General features: G+C 54.1%; 21 protein-coding genes. 7 read left to right on the top strand and 14 right to left on the bottom strand.

The window, feature by feature from the left end; genetic code table 11:
• Window positions 1-34: 34 nt before the first annotated feature.
• The 3 genes from B051_RS0107730 to B051_RS21030 all read right to left on the bottom strand — a co-directional run bounded on the left by B051_RS0107730 (window position 35) and on the right by B051_RS21030 (window position 5726).
• The gene (locus B051_RS0107730) at window positions 35-1462 is read right to left on the bottom strand and encodes a TolC family protein (RefSeq protein WP_018477620.1); all 1428 of its coding nucleotides are present in this window, start codon (window positions 1460-1462) and stop codon (window positions 35-37) included.
• Complete coding sequence (locus tag B051_RS0107725; protein WP_018477619.1) at window positions 1459-5220, bottom strand: efflux RND transporter permease subunit; 3762 nt, start codon at window positions 5218-5220, stop codon at window positions 1459-1461. The genes B051_RS0107730 and B051_RS0107725 overlap by 4 nt, the downstream gene beginning before the upstream one ends.
• A 98-nt stretch (window positions 5221-5318) precedes the next feature.
• The gene (locus B051_RS21030) at window positions 5319-5726 is read right to left on the bottom strand and encodes an HYC_CC_PP family protein (RefSeq protein ID WP_157578691.1); all 408 of its coding nucleotides are present in this window, start codon (window positions 5724-5726) and stop codon (window positions 5319-5321) included.
• 629 nt (window positions 5727-6355) lie between these two features.
• Between B051_RS21030 and B051_RS0107710 the strand changes: the two genes are divergently transcribed.
• The 4 genes from B051_RS0107710 to B051_RS0107695 all read left to right on the top strand — a co-directional run bounded on the left by B051_RS0107710 (window position 6356) and on the right by B051_RS0107695 (window position 10313).
• On the top strand, window positions 6356-6814 hold the full coding sequence (locus tag B051_RS0107710; RefSeq protein ID WP_018477616.1) for a DUF2892 domain-containing protein: 459 nt from the start codon (window positions 6356-6358) through the stop codon (window positions 6812-6814).
• A 112-nt stretch (window positions 6815-6926) separates the two neighbouring features.
• A complete protein-coding gene (locus B051_RS0107705) occupies window positions 6927-8003 on the top strand; it encodes a COX15/CtaA family protein (protein ID WP_018477615.1) in 1077 nt (358 codons plus the stop codon).
• Window positions 8004-8232: 229 nt separating this feature from the next.
• Complete coding sequence (locus B051_RS0107700; protein WP_018477614.1) at window positions 8233-8982, top strand: ABC transporter ATP-binding protein; 750 nt, start codon at window positions 8233-8235, stop codon at window positions 8980-8982.
• Entirely contained in the window at window positions 8973-10313 is a 1341-nt protein-coding gene (locus B051_RS0107695; RefSeq protein WP_018477613.1) for a hypothetical protein, read from the top strand. Before B051_RS0107700 ends, B051_RS0107695 begins: the two co-directional genes overlap by 10 nt.
• 16 nt (window positions 10314-10329) lie before the next feature.
• On the opposite strand, the gene B051_RS0107690 is transcribed toward B051_RS0107695, so the two are convergent.
• The 10 genes from B051_RS0107690 to B051_RS0107645 all read right to left on the bottom strand — a co-directional run bounded on the left by B051_RS0107690 (window position 10330) and on the right by B051_RS0107645 (window position 20518).
• Complete coding sequence (locus B051_RS0107690; RefSeq protein WP_018477612.1) at window positions 10330-11325, bottom strand: PorP/SprF family type IX secretion system membrane protein; 996 nt, start codon at window positions 11323-11325, stop codon at window positions 10330-10332.
• 6 nt (window positions 11326-11331) lie between these two features.
• Window positions 11332-15339 carry an Ig-like domain-containing protein gene (locus B051_RS0107685; RefSeq protein WP_018477611.1) on the bottom strand — a complete coding sequence of 1336 codons (4008 nt, stop codon included), beginning with the start codon at window positions 15337-15339 and terminating at the stop codon, window positions 11332-11334.
• Window positions 15340-15530: 191 nt separating this feature from the next.
• Window positions 15531-17159 carry an ArnT family glycosyltransferase gene (locus B051_RS0107680; protein ID WP_018477610.1) on the bottom strand — a complete coding sequence of 543 codons (1629 nt, stop codon included), beginning with the start codon at window positions 17157-17159 and terminating at the stop codon, window positions 15531-15533.
• 10 nt (window positions 17160-17169) lie between these two features.
• Entirely contained in the window at window positions 17170-17814 is a 645-nt protein-coding gene (locus B051_RS0107675) for a lipid-A-disaccharide synthase N-terminal domain-containing protein (protein ID WP_026236255.1), read from the bottom strand.
• Window positions 17801-18544 (bottom strand): glycosyltransferase, encoded by a 744-nt coding sequence (locus B051_RS0107670; protein WP_018477608.1) that lies wholly within the window; start codon window positions 18542-18544, stop codon window positions 17801-17803. The genes B051_RS0107675 and B051_RS0107670 overlap by 14 nt, the downstream gene beginning before the upstream one ends.
• A gap of 22 nt (window positions 18545-18566) precedes the next feature.
• On the bottom strand, window positions 18567-18839 hold the full coding sequence (locus B051_RS0107665; RefSeq protein WP_018477607.1) for an NAD-dependent epimerase/dehydratase family protein: 273 nt from the start codon (window positions 18837-18839) through the stop codon (window positions 18567-18569).
• Window positions 18840-18980: 141 nt separating this feature from the next.
• A complete protein-coding gene (locus B051_RS0107660; protein ID WP_018477606.1) occupies window positions 18981-19490 on the bottom strand; it encodes a DUF2243 domain-containing protein in 510 nt (169 codons plus the stop codon).
• Window positions 19491-19499: 9 nt separating this feature from the next.
• Window positions 19500-19709, bottom strand: a complete 210-nt coding sequence (locus B051_RS0107655; RefSeq protein WP_018477605.1) for a hypothetical protein — start codon at window positions 19707-19709, stop codon at window positions 19500-19502.
• Between the two features lie 121 nt (window positions 19710-19830).
• Window positions 19831-20190: a hypothetical protein gene (locus B051_RS0107650; RefSeq protein WP_018477604.1), complete on the bottom strand. Its 360-nt coding sequence runs from the start codon at window positions 20188-20190 to the stop codon at window positions 19831-19833.
• 10 nt (window positions 20191-20200) lie between these two features.
• Window positions 20201-20518 (bottom strand): hypothetical protein, encoded by a 318-nt coding sequence (locus B051_RS0107645; RefSeq protein ID WP_211214324.1) that lies wholly within the window; start codon window positions 20516-20518, stop codon window positions 20201-20203.
• 446 nt (window positions 20519-20964) lie between these two features.
• Here B051_RS0107645 and B051_RS0107640 point away from each other — a divergent pair, with 446 nt between their 5' ends.
• From B051_RS0107640 to B051_RS0107630, 3 genes are all read left to right on the top strand, one after another.
• Window positions 20965-21336 (top strand): hypothetical protein, encoded by a 372-nt coding sequence (locus B051_RS0107640; RefSeq protein WP_018477602.1) that lies wholly within the window; start codon window positions 20965-20967, stop codon window positions 21334-21336.
• Window positions 21337-21359: 23 nt separating this feature from the next.
• Entirely contained in the window at window positions 21360-21542 is a 183-nt protein-coding gene (locus B051_RS0107635) for a hypothetical protein (protein ID WP_018477601.1), read from the top strand.
• Window positions 21543-21906: 364 nt separating this feature from the next.
• The gene (locus B051_RS0107630; RefSeq protein ID WP_018477600.1) at window positions 21907-22635 is read left to right on the top strand and encodes a VIT1/CCC1 transporter family protein; all 729 of its coding nucleotides are present in this window, start codon (window positions 21907-21909) and stop codon (window positions 22633-22635) included.
• 264 nt (window positions 22636-22899) lie between these two features.
• Here B051_RS0107630 and B051_RS0107625 read toward each other — a convergent pair whose 3' ends face one another.
• Window positions 22900-23448: a transposase gene (locus tag B051_RS0107625; protein ID WP_018477599.1), complete on the bottom strand. Its 549-nt coding sequence runs from the start codon at window positions 23446-23448 to the stop codon at window positions 22900-22902.
• Window positions 23449-23462 lie beyond the last annotated feature (14 nt).

The raw sequence follows: 23462 nt of genomic DNA, 5'->3' as shown, positions 1-23462 counted from the left end.
TTTTGTCGTATATCGAATGCTCGTTTGCTTAAATCTAGTTATCGCCCTGCATCAGTCTGTTGATGGCGGAGACGGTGATGTTCTGGTTGGTGACGGCCTGCACCAACTCCTGCCGGTAACTCAGCACCGACTGCCGCTGACGTATAATCTCCTCTATACCCGTACCGGATACGGAGTAGTTAGTGGTGAGCAGAAGCAGCGCCTGCTCCGTCAGCGCCACCTGTTCCTGCAGCAGCTTCATGCGGCTCTCGGCGCTCTGGTAGTCATAGAGCAGGTTCTCCAGTTCCGTGAAGAGCTGTCGCTCCGTCGCCTCCCGCTGGTAGCCCGCAGCCTGCTGCGCAAACTCCGCTTCCTTCTTGGCCGCGTTGTACTTTTTACGGTATATCGGCAGCGACACGCTCACCATGGGCATCACCATATTGCCGCCGGCCATCTCGCCCGACATGGCATCCATGCGGGACTGGAACACCATGTAGTTCAGTCCAACGCCAATCATCGGTCTGCCCATCAGCTGCGCCATGCGCAGCTGCGACTCCCGCGCCTTTTCATCCCAGGTATACATCTTCAGCATGGGGTGGTTGAGGCGGATGGAATCCTGTATGAGTGAGACGGAAGCCGGCATTGCCGCCGGGAGCAAAGTATCGGCTGAAGCCACCGGCAGGTAAGGGTTGCGGTGCAGCAGGTTGTTGAATTTGATTTCGAGAGGCCTGCGCGAATCGTGATGCAGCTGCATCCTGTTTTCCAGGTCCTTCACCTGCAATCGAATTAGCATGACGTCCACCATGGAGTTGCCTCCGGTGCTGGCCATACCACCCATGCTTGCCCCACTGCTCATATTGCTGCTGGTGGCAGGCGTGCCACTGCCAGAGCCACCCATGCCGGCCATACCTGAGGAGCCTCCTGCGGCTGCGCTGGAGCCGGTACCAGAGGTGGTGGAACGGGCTGGGGTCCCGGCACTGGAACTGCTGCCTCCCGCTGGGGCAGCTTTATACTTGGCCAGTGCCAGCCGCTCCAGCGTCTGCATGATTTGCAGTTCCTTTTCCATCAGCTCTGACTCCTGGTCAATCTGGTATAGCTGGTACCAGGCGGTACGCACGTCGTGGTACAGGTTGATTTTGGCCTCTATGAAAGAGGAGAATTTCATCTGCGCCATGGAATGGGCCTCGTCTTTGGCCGCGCCCAATGAGCCGAACCAGGGGAACATCTGCATCACCGACACATCCCCCACCTGGTTGCCCATGTAGCGTTCCATGGGCTTGAGGAAGAAGTTGAAGTTCGCCTCCGGGTCAGGTAAAGCACCGACCTGCGGCACCTTCTGCAGGGCAGCCTCATACTCGGCATAGCGTGCCTTCAGCGTCGGGTTGTTCTCACCCGCTGTCAGCAGGTATTCGTCCAGCGTCTGGGCCTGTGCCAGGGGCATGGCCGCCAGCAACAGGATTAGGAAAGCCAGTATCTTATTCATAGGGTCTCTTTTTTAAGTTTGAGTTCCTCGCGCCAGCTGTACAGCACCGGCACGATGAACAGGGTAATCAAGGCCACCGTCATACCGCCGAAAGAAGGTATAGCCATCGGAATCATGATGTCGGAGCCACGGCCTGAAGAGGTGAGCACCGGCAGCAGCGCCAGCAAGGTGGTAGCCGTCGTCATGATACAGGGACGAACGCGGCGTATACCGGCCTCTAACACGGCTTCCCGAACGCCTGCTCTGGTATTGGGAGTGTTGCGTTCAAAGCTCTGTTTCAGGTAGGTACCCATCACCACGCCATCGTCTGTGGCGATGCCGAAGAGGGCGATGAAGCCCACCCATACCGCCACACTCAGGTTGAAGGCGCGCATCTGGAAGAGCTCCCGCATGTTGGTCTCACCGAACGAGAAGTTCAGGAACCAATCCTGCCCGTAGAGCCAGAGCATCATGAAGCCGCCGGCAAAGGCCATGGCAATGGAGGTGAAGATAAAGAACGTGGTTGCCACTGACCGGAACTGAAAGTACAGTATCAGGAAAATGACGAGCAAGCTGAGTGGCACGATGAAGGCGAGTCGCTCCTCGGCCCGCACCTGGTTCTCGTAGTTGCCAGAGAACTTGTAGCTCACGCCAGCCGGCACCACCAGTTCCCCTTTCTCCACTTTCTCCTGCAGGTAGCGCAGCGCATCCTCCACCACCGACACCTCGGCAAATCCCTCGCGCTTATCCAGCAGCACGTAACCTGTAAGGAAGGAATCTTCGCCCCGTATCATCATGGGTCCCGGACGGAACTCCACCTTCGCCACCGAGGCCAGGGGAATCTGGGCACCAGAGGATGTGCTGATGAGAATACGGCTCACCGACTGCGGGTCGTTGCGGTACTCGCGGGCGTAACGTGCCCGGATGGAGTAGCGCTCGCGTCCTTCCACGGTAGTGGTCAGCGCCATTCCGCCCATGGCCACCTCGATATACTCCTGCACATCAGCTACACTCAGGCCATACCGGCCCAGGGCCCTGCGGTCCAGGTCTATCTCGAGGTAAGGCTTGCCCAGGGAGCGGTCTGCGTAAACAGCCTCAGGTTTCACGGAAGGCACCTCTTTCAGGAAGCGCTCCAACTGCATACTGAAGTCCTCTATGGTCTGCAGGTCCGGCCCGTATACCTTCACCCCCATAGGGGCGCGCATACCTGTCTGCAGCATCACCAAGCGAGTTTCTATGGGCTGTAATCTAGGAGCTGACGTCACACCGGGCAGGTCCGCCACCGTCACTATCTCATTCCAGATGTCATCGGGTGTGCGGATGTGGTCGCGCCACTGTCGAAAGTACTCGCCATTGCTGTCTTTAATCAAATCGCCTTTTTCGTCGCGCACAAAGTTTCCTTCGTCGTCTACCTCGAAGCGCAGCTTCTGACCGTTCGCATCCGTGATGAATTCCGACTTGTACTGAATCACGTTCTCGTACATCGACATTGGAGCCGGATCCAGCGCCGTCTCCGCCCTACCTGCCTTGCCTACTACCATCTCCACTTCCGGTATGGCTGAGATGAGCATGTCGAGCTGCTGCAGGTAGCGTGTGTTGGCCTCTACGCCCGTGTGCGGCATAGAAGTGGGCATGAGCAGGAAGGCACCTTCGTCCAGCGAGGGCATGAACTCCTCTCCCATACCCGGGAAGGTATGCACCAAGCCGCTCCAGGGCGACGAGGTGCGAACATTCACTCCTACCTTGTCAAAGCCGGTGGCCACCCAACCGAACACCCCGTTGAAGCCCACCCAGATGGTGAGGCCCAGCAGCATGATGAAAGCCGGGATGAGCAGAAAAGTGCCTTTGTTCGCCAGACACCAGTTCAACACCCGCGGGTATACCCGAATGAAGAGTGTGAACATGCCCAGGAACAGCCCGATGACCAGCAGGATGAACAGGAAATTGACGAACAGACTCACCGACACCCCCAGCGGCACCCACTCCGAGGCCAGCCACCACGACACCGCCAGCACGGCCACCGATACCATCACCAAGGTATGGTAAGGCCCAAATCGCTCCGGCTGGTAGTACTTGAGCAGGTTGTTGGCTGCAATCAGAAGCAGCGTAACACCCGCTAGCGGCAAAATAAACAGCGCAACTAGCCCCAGCCCTAACAGCAGCCAGTTCATGATTTTGGACCAAGCGATATTGCGCGACTTCAGTCCGAATATGAAGTGCGAGAAGGCTGGCATGATGAGGAGCGTAAATACCAGAGAGGCCACAAGTGCAAACGTTTTGGTGTAGGCCAGCGGACCGAACAGCTTGCCCTCCGCCGCCTCCAGCGTGAACACAGGCAAGAAGCTGACAACCGTGGTTGAGACTGCCGTCAGGATGGCGGAGGAAACCTCGGCAGTGGCCTCATACACCGTCTTCAGCAGCGATTGGCCAAGGGGCGCCTCGTCCATGTGCCGCAGAATGTTCTCGTTCAGGATGATGCCCAAGTCCACCATGGTGCCGATGGCAATGGCTATACCTGAGAGCGCTACAATGTTGGCATCCACGTTGAAGTGTTTCATCAGGATGAAGGTCATGAGCACAGCCAGCGGTAGCAGCGCCGAAATCAGTAGCGAGGCACGTAGGTTGTACACCAGCACGATGATGACGATGATGGTGATGAGAATCTGCAGCAGGATGGCGGAGTTCAATGTGCCCAAAGTCTCGTTTATCAGCTGGGTACGGTCGTAGAAAGGTACCACCGTCACCTTGGAAGTGCGCCCGTCGGCCAGCTTTTTGGAGGGAAGACCGGCCGCGATTTCGTCCAGCTTCTCTTTCACGTTGTTGATGACCGCCAGCGGATTGTCGCCATACCGGGCAATGACCACACCGCCCACGGCCTCGGCACCGCCCTTGTCGAGCACGCCCAGCATAGAGCGGTCGGCGGGGCCAATGTTCACCCGCCCGATGTCGCGGATGCGGATGGGCACGTTGTTGTTCACCCGCACCGTGGCCTCCTCTATATCACTGATTTCCTCTACGTAACCTAGCCCGCGCACCAGGTACTCCACCTGGTTTATCTCTATGGTGCTGGCCCCTACCTCCTGGTTGCTGCCCTGCAGGGCGTTCATCACCTCCATCATGGTGATGTTGTTGGCTTTCATAGCCACCGGGTCCAGGTCAACCTGGTACTCTTTGATATAGCCGCCTACCGAGGCAACCTCGGCCACGCCTTCGGCACCCGCCAAGGCATACTTCACATAGAAATCCTGGACGCTGCGCAATTCGTGCAAATCCCAGCCTCCGGCAGGCTTGCCTTCTTCGTCACGTCCCTCCAGGGTATACCAGTATACCTGACCCAGAGCGGTGGCATCAGGTCCCAGTTTGGGCGTGACGTCCGCCGGCAGCAGGTCAGCGGGCAGCGAGTTGAGTTTTTCGAGGATGCGGGAACGGCTCCAGTAGTACTCCACCTTATCATCAAAAATGACATAGATGCTGGAGAAGCCAAACATGGAAGTGGAGCGGATGGTTTTCACGCCCGGCATACCGAGCAGCGAGGTGGTCAGCGGGTACGTAATCTGGTCCTCTACATCCTGAGGCGAGCGGCCCATCCACTCGGTGAAAATGATTTGCTGGTTCTCGCCGATGTCCGGAATGGCATCTACTGGAACAGGGTCGCGGGGCAGGAAACTCACGTTCCAGTTGAAGGGCGCCACGATGATGCCCCAGCCCACGATAAGGAGCAAAAGCAGTACGGTGACCAGCTTCTGCTCCAGGAAGAATTTAATGATGCTGTTTAACATGCTTTATTCGATTGAATACAGGAAAGAGTGGCTGACCGGTAGGCAGCAACAAAATCAGCCCAACCCCATAGGGATTAAGCGCAAACGAATAAGCGGATTTATAGCAGGAAGGATTGCACGAGCACCGGTATGTCCAGGGCGAGCAAGGGGGGGGAATAGTCCAGAACCAGAGCGGAGGCCGGTTCATATAATTCGAAGAGGGAAGTCCAAACCGCTGCAAAGGCAGCAATAAAGGTCATATCTGGAAGTGAGAGCTTGAAGGTCTGCTGGTCCTCTACCTCCAGTTCGATGGTCTGGTCCTGGCAGCAATCCTCGTCAGCAGCAGGCTGGTGGCAGGGCGGCAGCTTTTCTTTCTGCTGCTCCATCTCACACTCAGCTGTATGCGAAAACAAGGAAAACGACATCACCTCACCAGCACACAGATGCCGCGTCATGGTCATCCCCAGCGAGGAGAAAACGACTAGCAAGGCGAGTGCTAAGGTCAGTATGGTGCGTAATGGACTCAAGGCGTCTGCTTCAGGTATAGCGAATGTACGGTTTCTTTTGCAAAAGTACCGCATAAACTTTAACAGCCGTTTACAGATTTCTGAAGAAGTTTTACATATATACCTGCTATACCTATACGCATCCCTTTCTGCTATACCTGCTCACACTCTTATCATTCCTCTACCCATTTCTGTCATTTCGATACTTTTTCTTGTCATTTAGATAGGAGAAATCTATTACCATACCTACCGCCGGTTCACGCTGCGCTTGAACCGGCGGTGGAAGATGCGGGCCCGTTACAGAAGAGGCTCATAGAAAGCCGCATCTGCGCTGGCGCTGGATGTGCGGCCAGTAGGGTAATAGATTTCTCCTATCGCCTAAATGACAGATGAGGTATAAAAAACAGCTAAGGGAGGAATGACAGCTAGCGTAGCAGGAATTCCTTTTTCGAAAGGGGCAGGGGGATGTTCAGTGTTCCCTATACTCCTCCTCGGAGGAGTATAGGGATGTCAATCGTTTCCAGTTCTGTTCCTGAAAGGAGTAAGAACTATATCAATCAATTTCGTTTTCCCTCCTACCCTTGCTTTTGTACAACTTTGAAGTCACCCTGCTGCGTATAGCAGAATACGACAGCTATCAGACAATCAATATGAAAAATAACCAACAGGAGGTACAGGGACGCGTGCGGGAAAGCTCACTGGACAGTGCGAATGAAGCCGTGGACGATTCTATAAAAAGTAGCATTTCGCGCTACAAGGTGAAGAGCAGCGACGCCATCACGGAACGGCTCCGGGAACTGGACAAGGAATGGAGCATTGAGCGCACCCTGGAGGTGAACGCTGCCTCGTTGGCACTGACCGGCACTTTGTTGGGTGCCTTCGTGAACAGGCGCTGGTTCCTGCTTCCCGGCATTGTGTCTACTTTCCTGCTCCAGCACGGGCTGCAGGGTTGGTGCCCGCCCCTGCCCGTTATGCGGGCCATGGGCATCCGGTCCAGGCGCGAGATTGATGAGGAGCGCTATGCGCTCAAAGCCATGCGAGGCGATTTCAAGGAAGTGACCTCAAGCAGTACGCCAACCGAGGTGCTCAAGACCGTGCGCAGCACCTGAAAAGAACACCTGTAAAAATCTCCGGAATCGCACTGACGAAAATCACTAACTGAAAAGAGATGCATCATCAGCAGGTATAGCAGTCGTCTGCAATTTTGCGGTTTTACGGACGATGCAAAAGAAAGAAGACAGTATGCCTATCGTGCTGTGGCTGCTCAGTGGCGTGTTCCTGATACTGGCCATGGTGGTGATAGGAGGCATAACCAGGCTGACCGGGTCAGGCCTGTCCATTGTGGAGTGGAACCTCATCTCCGGGACCCTTCCCCCGCTCTCGGAAGCCGAGTGGCTGCTGACGTTCGAGAAGTACAAGCAGTTCCCAGAGTACCAGAAACTCAACCAGGGCATGACGCTCTCCGGGTTCAAGGGCATCTTCTGGTGGGAGTACCTGCACCGCCTGCTGGGCCGCTTCATCGGCATGGTTTTCATTCTCCCTCTCCTCTACTTCCTCATCCGTGGAAGGCTCTCCGGCTGGCTCCTCAAACGCCTGCTTCTGATTCTGCTCTTGGGTATGGCCCAAGGAGCCATGGGTTGGATTATGGTGAAAAGCGGACTCAGCGACATGCCGCATGTGAGCCACTACCGGCTGGCCGCACACCTCGTGCTGGCTTTCTCCCTTATTGGGGTCATCCTCTGGACGGTTGCTGACCTCCTCACCCCTGCCCAGCAGCGTTCTACAAGTCCTGCTCCTCTATATAAACTGTCATGGTGGGTGTTGGCCGCCATTTTACTGCAAATAGTGCTGGGTGCCTTTGTAGCCGGACTCAAATCGGGTTTCTCCTACAACACCTATCCGCTCATGGAGGGAGAGATTTTTCCTACCCATTTGCTCGGGCACCTCACCTGGCAGAACGTGTGGGAGAATGGAGTGGCCGTGCAGTTTCTGCACCGCTGGTTCGCGCTGCTGGTGCTTGGCCTGTTATGCTGGTTCTGGTACAAGTCCACCCGCACCCCAATCGCCGCTTCCGGACAACGCACCATTCAGTTGCTGCTCCTCACAGGTATAGCGCAAGTCGCGCTCGGCATAGCGACGCTGGTATTGGCTGTGCCCTTGGTACTTGGTGTGCTGCACCAACTCGTGGCAGCGCTGCTGTTCGGGTTGGCCGTGCTGGCGGTGCACCAGTCAAAGGTGGGCTCAAGGGCAGTCGCTTATTCCTCCTCGCAGGAATACCTGCAGGTGAAGAAAATGTAGGTTTGGTCGCAGAAGCTGCAATGTGTCTAGCTAACTGCAAAGGCTATACCTGTGCACTTGGCTTCGCCTGATAGTAAAAGAACCAAGTGAATCGTATCATTTAATACTTCTATTGATAGAGGCAATTCGCCTTTTCGTCTAATACCTATACCTGCTCCGTTCGGCGACTGGTTATTTCCCCGGCGAAGATGTATTTTGGCCTGAGTTATAGCCGCTAAACACGCCACGCATGGAAATACAGCTGACGGATTTACATAAAACATTTGGGAACAAGGTCATATTAGACAACCTCAACCTGACCATTGGGAACGGAGAAGTCTGGTGCTTGTTGGGCACAAACGGCGCTGGAAAAACGACGCTCATCAACATACTGCTTACCCTGCTACGGCCGGAAGTGGGCTCTGTCGCCTACGATGGCGAGGTATACCACCAGTTGCCCCAGGCGGTGAAGCGGCGGATAGGCGTAATGGGAGAGAACAACCCAGTGATAGAGGAACTCACTGCCTTTCAGTTTCTGCAGCTCACCGGAAAACTCTACCAGGTTGACGCCGGGCTGCTGCCCGTGCGGATACAGGACCTGGTGGCTTACTTCTTTGACGAGGACATCCTGCACAGGCGTTTGTCGGGTTTCTCCACTGGCATGAAAAAGAAAATAGGGCTAATAGCGGCCATCCTGCATACCCCCGACCTACTCATCCTGGATGAGCCCTTCTCGGGCCTCGACCCATTGGCGGCGCAGCAGAGCATCGACTTCCTCAACTCCTACCGCAGCGACAGCAGAGCGATTTTCCTGTCTTCACACGATTTGAGCTATGTACAACAGGTAGCCACGCATGTGGCGGTGCTGCACAACCAACAACTGACCTTCGCGGGTTCGATGGAGGCTTTCACGGCCGGAGGAACCACCCACATCAACTCGGCCCTGCTGGACCTGTTACAACCGGAGACACAACAGAAAAAGAAAATCGAATGGCTGTAATTCTTTACTACCTCTCGCTGAAAATAAGGCAGGCTTTCAGCCCTTTCCAAAACACCTGGGGCTTTGTGAGCCTGATTGGTTTTGTATTGATGGGACTGTTCTACGGCTGGGTGGCAGCGGCCGCAGTAGACGGTACGTTTGAGGGGTTTCCGCCGGACTTTGAGGTTGTGTTTCGGCAGGCATTGCTGGTGCTTGTCGCATTTATGACGCTGATACGCAACTACACCCCGAGCTATCGCCCTTTGCAGACCTGGTTCAAAGGCTTCCATGCGCTCCATCCGTGGCAGCGCTTTCTGCTCAACTACAGCAACGACCTGGTGGCCACCTATTTCTTCGCCATGTCGGGTTTCCTGCTTGCGATGACGTCCCTTTCCACTACACTCGACTATACCTTCGGGCTACGGATGGGCTATGTGCTGATTGGCACCCATGCCGCCCAACGCATGCTGCAAACGGTGCTGGAGAACAAGCTGCGCTATACCTCCCTTACCCGACTGCTGCTGGCGATATTGCTTGCGGTGGTAGTTTCATCGCTTGTGCTGTTGACGGTGCAGGAAAATTTTACGCTCCTGGTGAGCACGACGGCCTTTGTGGCGCTACTGCTGGCGGGGCTTGTATTGGAAGAATATACTTGGCGCGAGTCGGTGAGAGTACAGGAAAATGCAAAAGCGGGCAGGTCCTTCTCCACTGATTTACTTTTGCAGAACAGGTCTGCCCGAATCGCGCTGCTGATGGCGCTGGTGTTCAAAGTCGTCTTCCTGTCGCTGGATGCTTTCTTCTATGCCAAGCAAGGCAAGCACATGTACGGCAATTTTGCCATGATTTGGCTATTAGCCTCTCCTGCCATCATTTTCACCTACGTCTTCAACAACATCTGGGGCTATTTGCGCCACTTCTGGCTGCTGGCCGATAGAACCGCTACCGATGGGAAGGAACTGCACAAGCTGCTGCTCCAGCTCATCAAATGGCCCCTGGCACTGGACTTTACCATCTCGCTACTTTATTTCAGCTTTTCAACAGACGAGTTGTTTACCGCAGGAATGAGCATGTACGTATGCTGTGCCTTTCTCTTCACGGCTATGAGTTTGTACTGGTCGAGCGCCAGACCCATCTATATCGACAAGCCCGTCTCCATGAAAGCCAATACCTCTTCCGTGGCCAGCCTGGTCCTGCTGCTCATCAGCTCATGCTTTCTGCTGCTCTTCGTGTCTGACTGGTTTTATGTGCTGGTACCTGCTTCTGGATTACTTGGCTACTGGATGATGCAACAGCTACAGCAGCTATACCCTGGACAGCGCCAACAGCTGTTCCTAAAGCTTTTCAAAAGGTAAGGCAAACAGTTCCCGCTTACCAGAACGAGACACTATAGCTACCGGTACGGGTTTGGGTGGCTGGCCGGAAGGTATAGGAAAGTCCGATTTCGTTCGTAGATTTCTGGATGGAACGGGCCTCCTGTATAGGTGACTCATAGGCGTAACTGATGCGCAGCTGGCTGAAGTTGACACCTGCCGCCAGGTTGTAGGCCAGCTCGTTTCGGTAGCCCCCACCCAGCCAAACCATGTTCTGGTAGACCAGTTTCACCTGTGCCTCGGTGGTACTTTTCACCTGCTGGTCGTACTGGTAGAGCCCGTTCACAATCATCCCGAACTGGTCAGTCAAATCGGTCCGGAAGCCTGCCTGCACCACGTGCTTGCGGGTATAGAGTTCCTTGGAGAAGGTATCGCCGTTGAAGTTGAAATGCCCTCTGGTGACGTCCTGCATGGCGTAACCGAGGTAGTAGTTGCCCGAAGCCAGGGCAATGCCCAGGTTCAGGTCCGCTTTGCTGCTGCGGGCGTCCTGTCCGTACAGGTCCTGGTAGCGCGGATCACTCTCCTCGTCCACCACCAGGCTGCTGCCATCCACACGGTAGTTGTGGTAAGTCAGGGCACCGCCCCAGCGCAGGCTCAGCTTCTCGGAGAGCCGCACGCCTGTGCCGTAATTCAGCTGCAGTTGCGTCTCCCGCGCAGGCCCAAACCGGTCCTGTAGCGCCGTCAGGCCAAAGGCATGCTTGGCTCCCTGGTAGCCTGTTCCGGAATCCCGAAACTGGAAGTTCTTCCGTTTGTCAACCGATTTGCTGAAATCAGCCGCATCCATTTCGGCGGAAAAGAAAATCGTCTTGGGTGCGTCCTCAAAACCGGTCCACTGGTTTCTGTAAAAAGACTTCGCCACAGAGCCCTCATTGCCCGTGAGTGCGGGGTTGTAGAACTGTTGGTAGGCGGAGAAATTACTTACATGCTTGATGCTTTGCGCCTGGGCGGCCACTACAAAAAGCAACAGGAAAGGTAAAAAGTTAAGCTTATTCATTTTAGATTACTTCAATACTGTTAATACACCTTTTTGCACCAGGTTAATGTCCTTCACCTCGATGATGTAGAAATACGACCCCTGCTTCACCTGCCCGTTCTGCCCTCTTCCATCCCAGCCTTCTTCGGGGTTGGTGGTATGGAACAGGCGCACCCCGGCTCTGTCGAACACCTGTATGCTGACCTCGTTGTAGAACTTGAGCTCCGGCACCGTCCAGGTGTCGTTCACGCCATCGTTATCCGGTGAGAAGGCATTCACCAATTTGAGTTTCTCGGGCTGATATACCTCCTTTTTCAGGGTGAAGGTCTGCTCCAGTGTGTTCTGGTAGGGGTCGGTGCTGCGGACGCGGATGCTGAGCGAGGGCGTGCCGGACAAGCCAGCGTTTGACTTCAGGTATAGCTGGTTGTCCCTGATTTCAAAGCGGCTGTTGTGCTGGGCTCCCGCACCATCCACCAAGGTATAGGTATGCTCCCCGTCATCCGGGTCGACGGTACTGAACAGACCAATCACATCCGCTGGTCCTGCATTGGGCTTGAAGGTATTGGTGCTCAGGTTCAGTATAGTGGGTGCCAGGTTGGGCTCTACCACCACGTTGATGCTGGCTTTCAGGTTCTGCTCGTTCGTGGAGTTCGGTTGGAGCACCAGGTCGCCTTTCAGTGTGTAGCTTCCTGGTTTCATGCCATCGTAGTCACCGCGTTGCCAGCTTACCTGAAGCGGCTCTTTCTCCCCGTTGGAGAAGGTCACCTCCAGCTGCCCCGGCAGGCCCAGTTTCTCAAAAGCAGTTCGGAAGGGAACGGTAATGCGCCCGGGCACTTGCACCGACACCACGTTCTTCGTGTTCTTCACCACCTGGGCCGACACCTCTTTGCCCCGGTTGCCTGCGGCATCCACCTGGTAGAAGGTCACTGTCAGGGTGCCGTCGTTGAGCCGCTGCAGGTTCAGGCCGGGAATCTTGAAGCCTGCTGCTGCGGCTGTAGCCGTACCTGATAAGGCTTCGCCGCCGTTGTTGCTGGAGATGCTGTAGAAATAGGTCGCTCCCTCTTCGGCTCCCGCCACAGTGAGCGATACATTCTGCTGGTTGGCCACGTCTACTTTCTCGGTGTCGAAACGGATAGCGTAGCCGCTCGGAGCTGTCGCGTCATACCGGCGCTTCAGGAGATTGGAAGCCGTATTGGAGTTGCCTGCCTCGTCTGCTGCCTTGGCGGCGGCCACCTGCACCGTCACCTCACCATCAGCTGTAGGAGTTACTTCCACAGTATACCTGTCTTTGCTGACCTGTTTGAAGTTGCCCGCAGTGGCGTTACCTAGGCTCAAGTCATTCAGCGCAAATCCCTCCACTGCCTCACTGAAGCGTATGGAAACCGTGAAAACCGTATTGGAAAGTTCCGGTGCATCGGTACTCAGCTCGACGCTTGGCTTGGTGCCATCATATTGTAGTTTTAGCACGTTAGAGGCTTTGTTGCCATTTTCCGCCTGGTCTTTGGCCGCGTCGGCTTTCACCGCCACCGTCACCTCCCCATCGGCAATAGGCGTTACCATGAAGGTATAGCCCGTATCGCCCGACTTCTGCAAGTCGCTGGCTCGGCCATTGGTCACCGTGATGGCGCTAAGCGAAAAGCCGGTCACCTGCTCATTGAACTCTGCCTTCACCGGGAAAGCACCGTTGATAGGATTTTTGGCGGAGGTACTCAAAGTCACGGCTGGAGGCGCCACATCGTACAGCCGCTGGAGCACCGCTGAAGCCTGGTTGCCATTGCCGGCGGCATCGGCCGCTTTGTCAGCGGCCACACTCACACGCACCTCCCCGTCAGAAACAGGCGTCACCTGGGCCGTATACACGCTGCCGCTCGTGGCGGTAAAGTCACTTACTGCTCCGTTGTCTACGGTGATGTCGGCGGCTGCAAACCCGGCCACTGCTTCATCGAATGTGAAGGTCACGGTGAAGGGGCTTTTGATGATGGCGGGAGCCGAAGACTGCAGCACTACTTTGGGACGCTGCCTATCGTAGCTCAGTTCCAATTTGTTGGAGGCGGTATTGGCGTTGCCTGCTAAATCAGCCACTTTCGAGGCCGCCAGCGCGACCGTGCTGTTGCCCTGCCCAGTGGTTGGCGGCGTGATGGTAGCGGTATAGGTGGCTTTGTCTACAGCGGTCAAATCACTTAGCGTCGCGTTCGTCACGGTGATGTCCGCTGCGGTTAGTCCATATACTTCCTCTGAGAATTCCAGCTGGATGGAGAAGGCCTCCTTCACCGGGCTTTTTGCTTGTGTAGAAAGAGTGGCATCAGGCGCAGTCGTGTCAATCGTCACTGGGAAGGCCTTGCTGACTGCGCTCACATTGCCGGCTATGTCGGTGGCGGTGGCGGTGAAGCGGTAGGTTCCGGCAGCCAGGGAGGTGCCTTCGTAATTGAAAACCCAGTCGCCTACATTGTTGGCTTTGGTCTTGCCCAGTTCGCCTTTCCCCTCCAGGCTCACGCTCACCTCCACGCCCGCCTGCGCCTTACCCAACAAGCGGATGCTGTTGTCTGAGGTTACCTGGTCGTTCTGATTAGCGCCTCTATCTTCTGAAACGGCTGTGAAAACCGGAGCTGTGGGCGGAGCCGTGATGATGGTCCAGGTATAGGTGGCGGGTGTGGCATCCTTGTTTCCGGCGGCATCCACGGCGCGCACCGAGAAGGTATAGGTTCCGTCGGCCAGGTTGTTCAGCGTGATGGGACTGCCTGTAGTGGTATAGGCGGCGCCATTCAGGCTCATCTCAAAAAAGACCGGGCTCTTGTTGCTGGAAAAAGCAAAAGTAGCCGTCTTGCTCTTAGAGACAGCGGCAGGCTTTTCGGTGATAGTGGTCTCCGGTGCCTTGGTATCGGCAGCGACAGGCTCGAGCAGCGGTTTGAGTGCTTTGAACCAGGTGTTGGCCATTTTCTGGAAACCGGTTGTGTGCGGGTGCAGGTAATCCTCCATGTCACCTCCCTGGCCCACGAATTTGTAGACGATGCCCGCGCCCTTTTCCATGTCCACCACAGCGATGCGGTCGCTCTTCTCCCGGATGCGTTTCTCTGCCAGGGCAGCCACTTTCTCGTTGAAGCGGGTGGTATGGCCAATGTCAGGGTCATTCGCATCTTTAGGGACCCGGTTGATGATGCGCGCCAGCACCACCGTGACCTCCTTTTTCGCTCTGGTTTCATAGGCATCCACCTCGTCCAGAATCGCCCCTACCTCCGCTATGGTTGCCTCGTCGTCGTATACCCCGAACTTGCCTCCATTCGTGCCGATGTGCAGTAGGATGATGTCAGGGTTATACTTGTCAAGGTAGGTGCCAGAGCCTCTTGAAACAAGTTCGTTCGCTTGATTGCGATAGCTACTTGTTTTGAGCAGGCTCAGGATGTCCATGGTGCGGGCTCCGGAGAAACCGGCGTGCTGGTCGTTTGCCAGGTACTTGCTGCCCGACCGTTCGCTGCCCACGTAACTGACTTTGGCTTTGGCACCGGTCAGCAAATCATAGAGTTGCTTGCGGTAGGCTATCTTTTCAGCCTCAGGGCGTGTGCCGGCTGAGTTGGCGCCATGTGTATTGGAATCCCCGAGCGGCATGATGTTGAAAACCTTGCCCTGTACATGCGTTGTTGCGCTGACCGGACTGCTGTACTCCGTATCGCCGGAGCCCGTCACGGCTTTTACACGGTAATAGTGCGTCTCGCCATACCCTAGACCCGTCACGCGGTGGCTATACCTGATTTTACCGGCGACTGCTGTTACAGTGGCAAGGGGCTGGAAACCACCGTCCCGCTGTAGGGAGGACTCTACCACGTACTGCGTCGCACCGGAGAGGGCGTTCCACTCCAAAGTGACGGCTCCTACCAGCGAGGCACGCGCTTGCACCGTAGGGCCAGAGGCAACAGGCAGATAAGATAGAGAAGCAGGACGTTCAGAGGTGGCTGAGGAGTTATGGGAGTTGAAGAAAAAGATACAAATGCCAAGAAGCCAATATAGCCTGGAAGCACCTGAGAAATAAAATTTTTCCATTTTCTAGTACAAGGGAATTTTGAAGGCAGCCCAATAGTAAGACTGCAGCGAAAGCTCAGAGGGTAAACGAAAATGGATAGATGGGGTTCTATATTTTGCACAAAATATATGCAAGCATTGCTATTGAAGGGATATTTTAGGCTTGGTCTGCCACTATACGCTGCTAGCTATCAGGCTATACCTTCCGGACTTCAATAATAGACAGTCCATAGGCCGACGGTCTTTTTATGTCTATACTGTGCTACCAGCCAGGCTCTGTCCTTCGGCAGGTCCCTTTTCACAACTAGCACTGTTTCCTGTTTCAACAGGCGCCGCAACGTGGCCATATCTTCAGGCCGCTTCATCTGCAACAGGGTAGTACGCCAGGATTCATTGGCTTCGAACTGCGTCTCCCGGTTCAGCTTCTTGCTCCTGTCCTGCAGCGTCAGTAGGTCCCGCTCAAGTGCGAACGCAAGGGACGGGAGCAGCCTGTCGTACACAATGATGGGCCGGTGGTGCAGGCCCTCCTGCTTCAGTACCGCCGCCAGCTGTGCCGTGCTGTTGAAGAAGGAAGGGTTAGCACCCAGCAAATGGCTGGAGTAAGGGACCAGAAGAAAGGTAAACAGCAAGGCAGAACCTAGTGTCCGGAGCAGCAGGTTCTGCGCTTTCCGCCAGATTAGGAGCAGACCAAGCAGCATCAGCAAGGGAAAGACGAGCGTCCAGAGGGGTAACGGAATCTCTGTCTTCAGCACATGCAGGACGGCGAGCGAGAGTGTCAGCACCACAAAGTAGCCTAAGGTCCATGTAGAAGCTCTTCTGAGGGTGGTTTCAGGCAACTGTTGCAGCAGCCAGGCGACCAACAGCGCCATCCCCGAAAACAGCGGCAGGATGTAAGGGAGGAGTTTTGAACCTGAAAACGAGAAAAAGACCAGCGGAATCAGTAACCAGCATCCGAACAGGCGTTTGTATGGCTTATCTAACGATTTCAGCTTCCTGATTTGCAACAGCAGCAACAAGGACCAGGGCAAGCTCAGGGCAGGCGCCAGCACGAGGTAGAACCACCAGGGCTGCGATCGGCCAAATGTTTCCGGACTGGCATAACGGTTCACGGTATGGTTGATGATGAAATAGTCTACGAACTGCGCATTCTTCAGCATCAAGTATACATACCAGGACGAGGCCAACAGCAGGAAGAAAAGAAACCCTATGACATGGTGCGGAATGCTGGGCTTAACAGGAGTGGCTACCCTATACCCTACCACGACCAGTAGTGGAAATATCAATCCTACCGGGCCTTTGGTCAGAAAAGCGAGCGCCAGCGCGCCATAGAACAGGTATAGCCAGCCTGCTGTTTTTCGTGGTTTGTAGCGAATCCACGCCCAGATAGCCAGCAACTCGAACGTAGTCAGGAAAGAATCAGTGGTCAGGTTGCGGGTAGAGAGCAACACCGCCGGAATGGTGATGTACACGGCCATGGCCGTCATTGCGATGGTGTTGTTTCTGAAAAGACCACGCCCTATCAGGTACACCAGGCAGGCCTGCGCCAGAAGCGAGAGCTGCAGAAAGAAGCGGGCGCCTGCTTCGTTCACGCCCAGTATACCCATGCCTGATGCTGTAATCAGGTAAGTGATGGGCGGTTTGTGGTAGTGCTGGATACCTAACAGGCGGGGGTGCAGCCAATCCTCGCTTTGCAGCATCTCCCGGCTTATCTCCGCATAGCGGGCCTCACTGGTCTCCATCACCCCCCAGCCGCCCAGATTGTAGAGCAGCAGCGGTAGGAGTAGTATAAACAGGGCAAAAAAGAGGGTATGGCTGCGCTTGCCAGTCAACAGAGGTAGCATGGGATGTGTGCTAGGTGCGTTGCCCCGCTGCCTGCTGACGCAGGCCCAGGTATAGGTTCCGTGTATAGGCGACCACCCCCACTACCTGCCCCAGGAACAACACGGGGTCCAGGCGCAGGACGGCGTAAGACACTATCATGAGGCTGCCTATCAAGCTGATTACCCAGAAGCCATTGGGAAGGACAGACTCCTGGGCCAGCTCAGAGAAATACCATTGGTATACAAACCGGAGCGTGAAGATAACCTGTCCCGCCCCGCCCCAGGCTACCAGCGCACCCGATGCCTTGCTGTGCTCCCAGATGGACCCCAAACTGTATTCGTCCCCGAAAATCAGCCAGATGACAGCCATAGCCGGAAACAGCACAGAAGACCACCGCACCCAGCCCGGCAATTCAACCCACACATCCTTGAACTGCAGGTTGCGCATGTAGATGAAATAGGAGATGACCTGGCCGCCAATGATAACCAAATCGTTGCGCAAGGCGCCATATACCATCAGCAGAAAGGAGGCCATCAGGCTGAAGGTCCAGAAAGAAGTAGGCGACAGCACTTGCCCCGCCCGCTCCGATTTTACCCATTGCACCAGAATCCGGGCAGAGAAAAGACCCTGGGCAACCAGGCCTAAGCCATATACCCCCATCTCAGACCTGCTCATGCCTTACCGCCTTTTGATTCACAAACTCCTCTGCAACGGTATACCGGATATAGCGCTTGCGCATCCACCGGAAAGCGAATGTATCGTTCAACGGGCCCCACAGCCGGTTGAACAGGTGGTATTTGGAAGTGCCAGCGTAGCGCTCAAAGTGCTGCACCGGCACCTGTTTCACCTTTCCCCCCTGCAACTGTATGAGTGCCGGCAAAAAGCGGTGCATGCCATCAAAGAACGGCACCCGCCTGGCATAGACCGCATCCATAATCTTAAGTGGACAGCCGGTATCTGCGATGTTATCCTGTATCATCCGGCGCCTGAAGCCGTTCGCTATTCTAGAGGAGATTTTCTTGACGAAGGTATCCTTACGGTGCATGCGTATGCCGTTCACCATCTGGTACTGTGGCAGGTGCTCAAAGAACAGCAGCAAGTCCATAGGAGATGTCTGCAGGTCAGCGTCTATGTACCCGATGTAGGTGCTGCTGCAGTGGTCAATGCCAGCCTTGATGGCGGTGCTGAGTCCATGGTTCTGGCTCAGGGAAATGTAGCTGTAGCCACTCCGGCTGTGGCAAATTGTCTGAATCAAGGCCAGGCTCCCGTCTGTGGAGCCGTCGTTGATGAACAGTATCTCCGTGGCCATAGGCGACTGAAGCAGGAAGGCATCCAGTGCTTCGGTGAGCCGGACCAGGCAATCTACCTCATTATACACGGGCACCAAAACAGTCAGCGATTGCATTTGTGGTGAAGTAGTTGGACTTTCAGGTAGCATAGCAGGAGGCTTTGTCAGTGCTGTCTAGTTGGTTGAACGAGAGAGCGGGTGCATGTACGCCGCGGGCAAGGGTATGCGGTCCAATAGAGGAACGTCCAAAGTCCTGAAGCGCCAGGCGTGCGTATTTCAGTTCAGGGTCATAATAGCCATTTATAGTATCCAGGCCCAATACATGGTGGCCTAACAGCTGCAAAGCCTGTACGAGGTGGTGCCCGGTGAAACCTGCACTGCCTGTAACTAATACATATTTTGCACCCTCCATCGTAACTTTTAATGGCTGTTGAGGTTAAAGACGATGACTTTCTACTTGATTCATTCTATACGTGTAATGGATAATTGAATATTAAATAAATATAAAATTATTTATACCCGTAAATTGCTGCAGCAGGAACCAACCTGGAGGCTATTTCACCCCTGCCTCTCTCCTGCCCTGTTGCAGCAGCCGCCAACCTGCCAGCAACAGGAGCACGGAAATACCCAAAAAGCCGAAGTTCCAGGCCGAGGGGTTGGAGCTGATTTCCCGCACGTTGTGCAGCACCAGGATGTGGTGGTCGAGGATGCCCTCCACAATGTTGAAGAGCCCGAAGCCCAGCAGCAGACTCCCGCCAAACACTTTGTTCGACAGTATGGACTTGCGCTCATAGGCCACACGCCACAGCAGGTAGACGCCCAGGGCCGTGGTAAGCCAGGTGAAGGCATGGAAAATGCCGTCCCAGAACATGTTCACCTCTTTGTTGATGACCGTGTCCGGCGGCAGCTTGGCCGATAGCATCTGGTGCCACTGCAGAATCTGGTGCAGCACAATGCCATCCACAAATCCGCCCATACCTATACCTATGAGCGTGGCGGCGGCAATGAGCGGACCTGTGCGGGGTGCTGCTGCCTCTTCAAAATACTGGTTCCTTGTCTCCATTGCCTTGTCTTACTTTAGTTTGTGAAGCCGGTTGGCAATGCCCCATACCAGCGCAAAGGGAAGCAGCATGTAAAAGAAAAGTCTGGTAAAACTGGCATCGAAAATAGCCGCCTGCAGCGGGCGGTTGCAGGTGGTGCAGGCTAATGCCGGCAAGCTGAGTAGCAGGAAAAGAACCATGAGACCTGCACAAAACATAGGAATGTGTAGCGTATCTTTCATACTTCCGCTTGAATACTATTCAAAAGATAATCCTGTATACCTGCCAACATTACTCTAGGTTTTGAGCGGCTCACCCACCCGTTTTTGGTCTCCCTGTGTGTTAAGCACCATTATACAAGGCTTATTGTCTGGCGGCTCGTTCTACCTGTATCAAATCAGCTTCCACTAGCAAGCAGAGCGGAGGCTGCCCAGGCTGAGTCGCCTTTATCCGCATACGGTAGAATGACAAAGGCACAAAAGCCCTGATTTTCGCCTCCTGCGCACCTAACTCTTTAAGTAGCGCCCGCGTCTCGGCCGTATTTTTGTCCGTGTAATCCTTGTTTTCAGCAAAACGCCTTAGCGCCTCATAATCCACTTGCTGCACTTCAGCCTGTGCAGCTTCCAACACTTGTTCCCTTCTGCGTATGGTACAAGTCCCACCAAGCTTCTCTCTAAGCTCCAAAATCCTGCTCAGGCAGTAGTAAAATTGATCCTGTTTCATTTGTCGCGCTTTAAATAAGGGTGTACATGTTAGGGTTGAACCCCAGAACCAAGTCCTCAATAGTAATAAGCCGCACGCTTTGCACTAGCGTAGTTCTCAGGCCGCCCACTACTGCCGACTCAACAGTGGCGTCCATTATCAGGTAAATTTCTTCCGCTGCACCCTGCGCCTCAAACAAGACGGAGAAAAACCAGTGGACGCCCTTCTGGCTGTGCAATTGTAAGCAGTCGCCAAGGATAACCCCGTCAGTCAGCTGCTGCTTGGCTGTGGTGTTGGCGAATGTGATGGGGTACACTGCGTTCAGTGGTGACCGCCTGTTTATCAGCAAGAGGTCCTGATTATTAGTGAAAGCGCTGAGTTCGGCTGGGGAAGGCTGATGACCTATTAGTTGCGCTAGATAGGCTGAATGGTCGCTGTAAGGAACACGGTTAACAATCATAGTTGCGGATTAACAGCGGGATAAAAATGCAGGGTCAGCTAATTTACTGGTAGATTCAGGCCATCGGACAGTGTGCGTGTGAGTGAGTGTATACCTTCGTAACAGGGACGCTACCGGTATTAGTTTAGTTATCTACGTATTTATCCCTTGGTAAATGACGGTAGCCAGACCTACCTGAAATAAAACCACTTCAGGTATGCCTCTTTATGTGCTCTCAGATGACCAGGATGGCTATTTAAAATATAAATCGTTTATTATCAAACATTTACGTTTTATTAAAATTAATAGTCGTATACCTATATACAGGATAATAGAATATACCTTTTCCTGCCATCATGAAAATAAAGACCCTAACCATTACGCTGCTCACCGGATTGCTGACCTTGGGCTCCACGTATGCTTTTGCCCAGACAACGCAGACGGAGCATGAGAACAAAACCGAACAACAGGAAGCAAAGGACAAGAAGAAGGCGGATAAACAACGTCTCGATGACTCGAATGACCTGAGAAGAGACACCAAGGCGGATGCACGGGTTGCCAAAGCGAACGCAAAAGAAGCAAAACGCATAGACAAGGAAGCAGCCTACGCGGCGAAACATGCAAAGCGTGCCGACAAAATGGAGGCCAAGGCACAACGTAACCGTGCCGACGCGGACAAGCAGGCCAAAAAAGCGGCCAAAGCTACCACTAAGTCAGAGAACAACTAAATTACCGGTATACCTACCTATCCATGGAAAATAAATATCCTGAGGGATCTATCGTGTTTGCAAAAGTCAACCCCAGTCTCAGGCTAGCGGTAAGGCGGTACGCAAAGCGCATCTATTACTGCACCAACGTAGCGCACCCCCAAGAAAAGGAACTCGTGTACTTTGAGCGCGAACTCATGGACAACGAGGCTGCAGCAAGCAGCTAAGCGATGGGCTGTGGTCCGATACCATTAGATGAAACTTCAAAAAACCTCACAGGATGCGCTGAACCTAACATACCTGGCACACCAAAACACATAAAGTCCAAGAAGAAAGAAAACATGGCTTAATCTTTCAGCAGCCCTCAGCAAAAACTGGGGGCTGTTGTTGTTAGGCCATACCTGGTAGGAAAGAAATCTCCATTCCCCCGGCTGTTGGTTGGCGCAGGTATACAGCTTCGGTCGGGCAACTAGTGAAGCAAAGCTTTGCGAGTAACTGACAAAACCAGGTATAGAAACAGCTGGCGGATTGACTAAATTGGTTAACTTAGATTCCGTTAGCACCTGAATCCCCGAACTTGGCCCAACCGCTATGCAGGAAAGCAAAATACACGCGACAGACAAAATCCTCTTTTTCAAAAAGGAATACATCTCGGAGTTTGTGTACGGCGGCATCGACGGGGCCATCACCACCTTTGCCGTGGTGGCCGGAGCCGAAGGCGCCAGCCTGGGAGTTACCGTGGTCATCATATTGGGTTTGGCCAATCTCATTGCCGATGGCTTCAGCATGTCGGTAGGCAATTTCTTCTCCACCAAGGCTTCGCGCGACAACTTCGACCGGCAAAAGGCCATTGAATACTGGGAAGTGGAGCACCTGGGCGAAACAGAGAAAAACGAAATCAGGGAGATTTATGCGGCTAAAGGTTTTAAAGGTGATTTATTGGAAAACGTTGTGGAAGTCATCACCTCTGACAAAGACGTGTGGGTGGATACCATGATGAAGGAGGAATTGGGAATGACCCAGGACGACAAGACACCCATCAAAACCGCCTCCGTCACCTTTCTGAGTTTCATTGTGGTAGGGGCCATACCGCTACTGGCGTACATTTTTGCGGGGAGCGGCAAAGGCATGGACGGCACTGAACTTTTCTTCTACTCCAGCCTGCTGACCGGTATCGCCCTAACCCTGGTGGGGAGCCTCAAGAGCATTGTGACGGAAAGAAACATGGTGGCAGGTATAGCTGAAACGCTGCTGCTCGGTGGGCTGGCCGCCTCGCTGGCCTATGTGGTAGGCGATGTGCTGGAGCGGGTTTTTATGTGATAGGACTTAAAACAGCCTCCGCCTACCTCCTTGGGAGGGGACTTTCGGCAACTACGGTAGGCCAGGTATAGAAGCATTGTAGTGTCAGGCGCTCCATATCGTAAGTTTCACGTCTATACCACCTGTTCCCGCTGCGCTCAAACTGACGGTATGCAGAGCAAAATAGGACCTGTGGCTGCAGGAAGCCTGAATATCCTTTCATCCTTAAAAAACCTGACTCAAACAAATTGTTCATGCACGTTTCGGACAGGTCGCGACCTGTCCCTACGGGCTTGGTTGCTGGTAGAACACGTCATCCTTCCATAGAGCCGGGTTGTTATGGATGTACTGCTCAATCCGTTGAAAAGCCTGTTCGTGGCGGATGATGTGGTCGTGAAAGGAACGTTGCCAGGCGAATCCCTCCAGTCCTGCTTGTCTGATTCTTTTGGAAGTAGTCGTCTTATATACCCCCATCAGTTCAGAAATTGATTTAACCTTCGTATGGACAGGTTTCGACCTGTCTGAATCGTGCACGGGTAAAGCCGAAGCATTCCCCGGCAAAACAGGTACAGAACCAGTATCAATTTCGATAAGGGCATGTACGTGGTTTGGCATAATGACAAAAGCATGTAGAAACACATAGGGATACTGCTGTTCCAACCAATGCCACTGTCGCTCTGCGATTTCTCCGAAGCCATTCAGAAGCATTTCCCCTCCGTCTATGTGCCCAAAAACACACAACTTATCCTGAACGCAGGAGGTCACAAAATACAGACCTTCGTTGCTGTAATCGTACCCCATCAACCTGTTCCGTTTCCGATTCTGTAATGCCATAAAGCAGGTATACG

This window comes from Pontibacter roseus DSM 17521, assembly GCF_000373265.1.
In the GTDB taxonomy this organism is placed as follows: Bacteria; Bacteroidota; Bacteroidia; order Cytophagales; family Hymenobacteraceae; genus Pontibacter; species Pontibacter roseus.
The sequence above is the reverse complement of the archived record's forward strand: the minus strand, read 5'-3'. Positions and strand labels throughout refer to the sequence as shown.

What these genes read in the sequence shown, in the direction of transcription:
- B051_RS0107650 (WP_018477604.1), bottom strand. Translation starts at nt 20,190, where the DNA reads ATGAAACAGGATCAATTTTACTACTGCCTGAGCAGGATTTTGGAGCTT.
- B051_RS0107640 (WP_018477602.1), top strand. Translation starts at nt 20,965, where the DNA reads ATGAAAATAAAGACCCTAACCATTACGCTGCTCACCGGATTGCTGACC.
- B051_RS0107730 (WP_018477620.1), bottom strand. Translation starts at nt 1,462, where the DNA reads ATGAATAAGATACTGGCTTTCCTAATCCTGTTGCTGGCGGCCATGCCC.
- B051_RS0107725 (WP_018477619.1), bottom strand. Translation starts at nt 5,220, where the DNA reads ATGTTAAACAGCATCATTAAATTCTTCCTGGAGCAGAAGCTGGTCACC.
- B051_RS0107710 (WP_018477616.1), top strand. Translation starts at nt 6,356, where the DNA reads ATGAAAAATAACCAACAGGAGGTACAGGGACGCGTGCGGGAAAGCTCA.
- B051_RS0107665 (WP_018477607.1), bottom strand. Translation starts at nt 18,839, where the DNA reads ATGGAGGGTGCAAAATATGTATTAGTTACAGGCAGTGCAGGTTTCACC.
- B051_RS0107660 (WP_018477606.1), bottom strand. Translation starts at nt 19,490, where the DNA reads ATGGAGACAAGGAACCAGTATTTTGAAGAGGCAGCAGCACCCCGCACA.
- B051_RS0107655 (WP_018477605.1), bottom strand. Translation starts at nt 19,709, where the DNA reads ATGAAAGATACGCTACACATTCCTATGTTTTGTGCAGGTCTCATGGTT.
- B051_RS0107630 (WP_018477600.1), top strand. Translation starts at nt 21,907, where the DNA reads ATGCAGGAAAGCAAAATACACGCGACAGACAAAATCCTCTTTTTCAAA.
- B051_RS0107700 (WP_018477614.1), top strand. Translation starts at nt 8,233, where the DNA reads ATGGAAATACAGCTGACGGATTTACATAAAACATTTGGGAACAAGGTC.
- B051_RS0107670 (WP_018477608.1), bottom strand. Translation starts at nt 18,544, where the DNA reads ATGCAATCGCTGACTGTTTTGGTGCCCGTGTATAATGAGGTAGATTGC.
- B051_RS0107685 (WP_018477611.1), bottom strand. Translation starts at nt 15,339, where the DNA reads ATGGAAAAATTTTATTTCTCAGGTGCTTCCAGGCTATATTGGCTTCTT.
- B051_RS0107690 (WP_018477612.1), bottom strand. Translation starts at nt 11,325, where the DNA reads ATGAATAAGCTTAACTTTTTACCTTTCCTGTTGCTTTTTGTAGTGGCC.
- B051_RS0107705 (WP_018477615.1), top strand. Translation starts at nt 6,927, where the DNA reads ATGCAAAAGAAAGAAGACAGTATGCCTATCGTGCTGTGGCTGCTCAGT.
- B051_RS0107635 (WP_018477601.1), top strand. Translation starts at nt 21,360, where the DNA reads ATGGAAAATAAATATCCTGAGGGATCTATCGTGTTTGCAAAAGTCAAC.
- B051_RS0107680 (WP_018477610.1), bottom strand. Translation starts at nt 17,159, where the DNA reads ATGCTACCTCTGTTGACTGGCAAGCGCAGCCATACCCTCTTTTTTGCC.
- B051_RS0107625 (WP_018477599.1), bottom strand. Translation starts at nt 23,448, where the DNA reads ATGGCATTACAGAATCGGAAACGGAACAGGTTGATGGGGTACGATTAC.
- B051_RS0107695 (WP_018477613.1), top strand. Translation starts at nt 8,973, where the DNA reads ATGGCTGTAATTCTTTACTACCTCTCGCTGAAAATAAGGCAGGCTTTC.
- B051_RS0107675 (WP_026236255.1), bottom strand. Translation starts at nt 17,814, where the DNA reads ATGAGCAGGTCTGAGATGGGGGTATATGGCTTAGGCCTGGTTGCCCAG.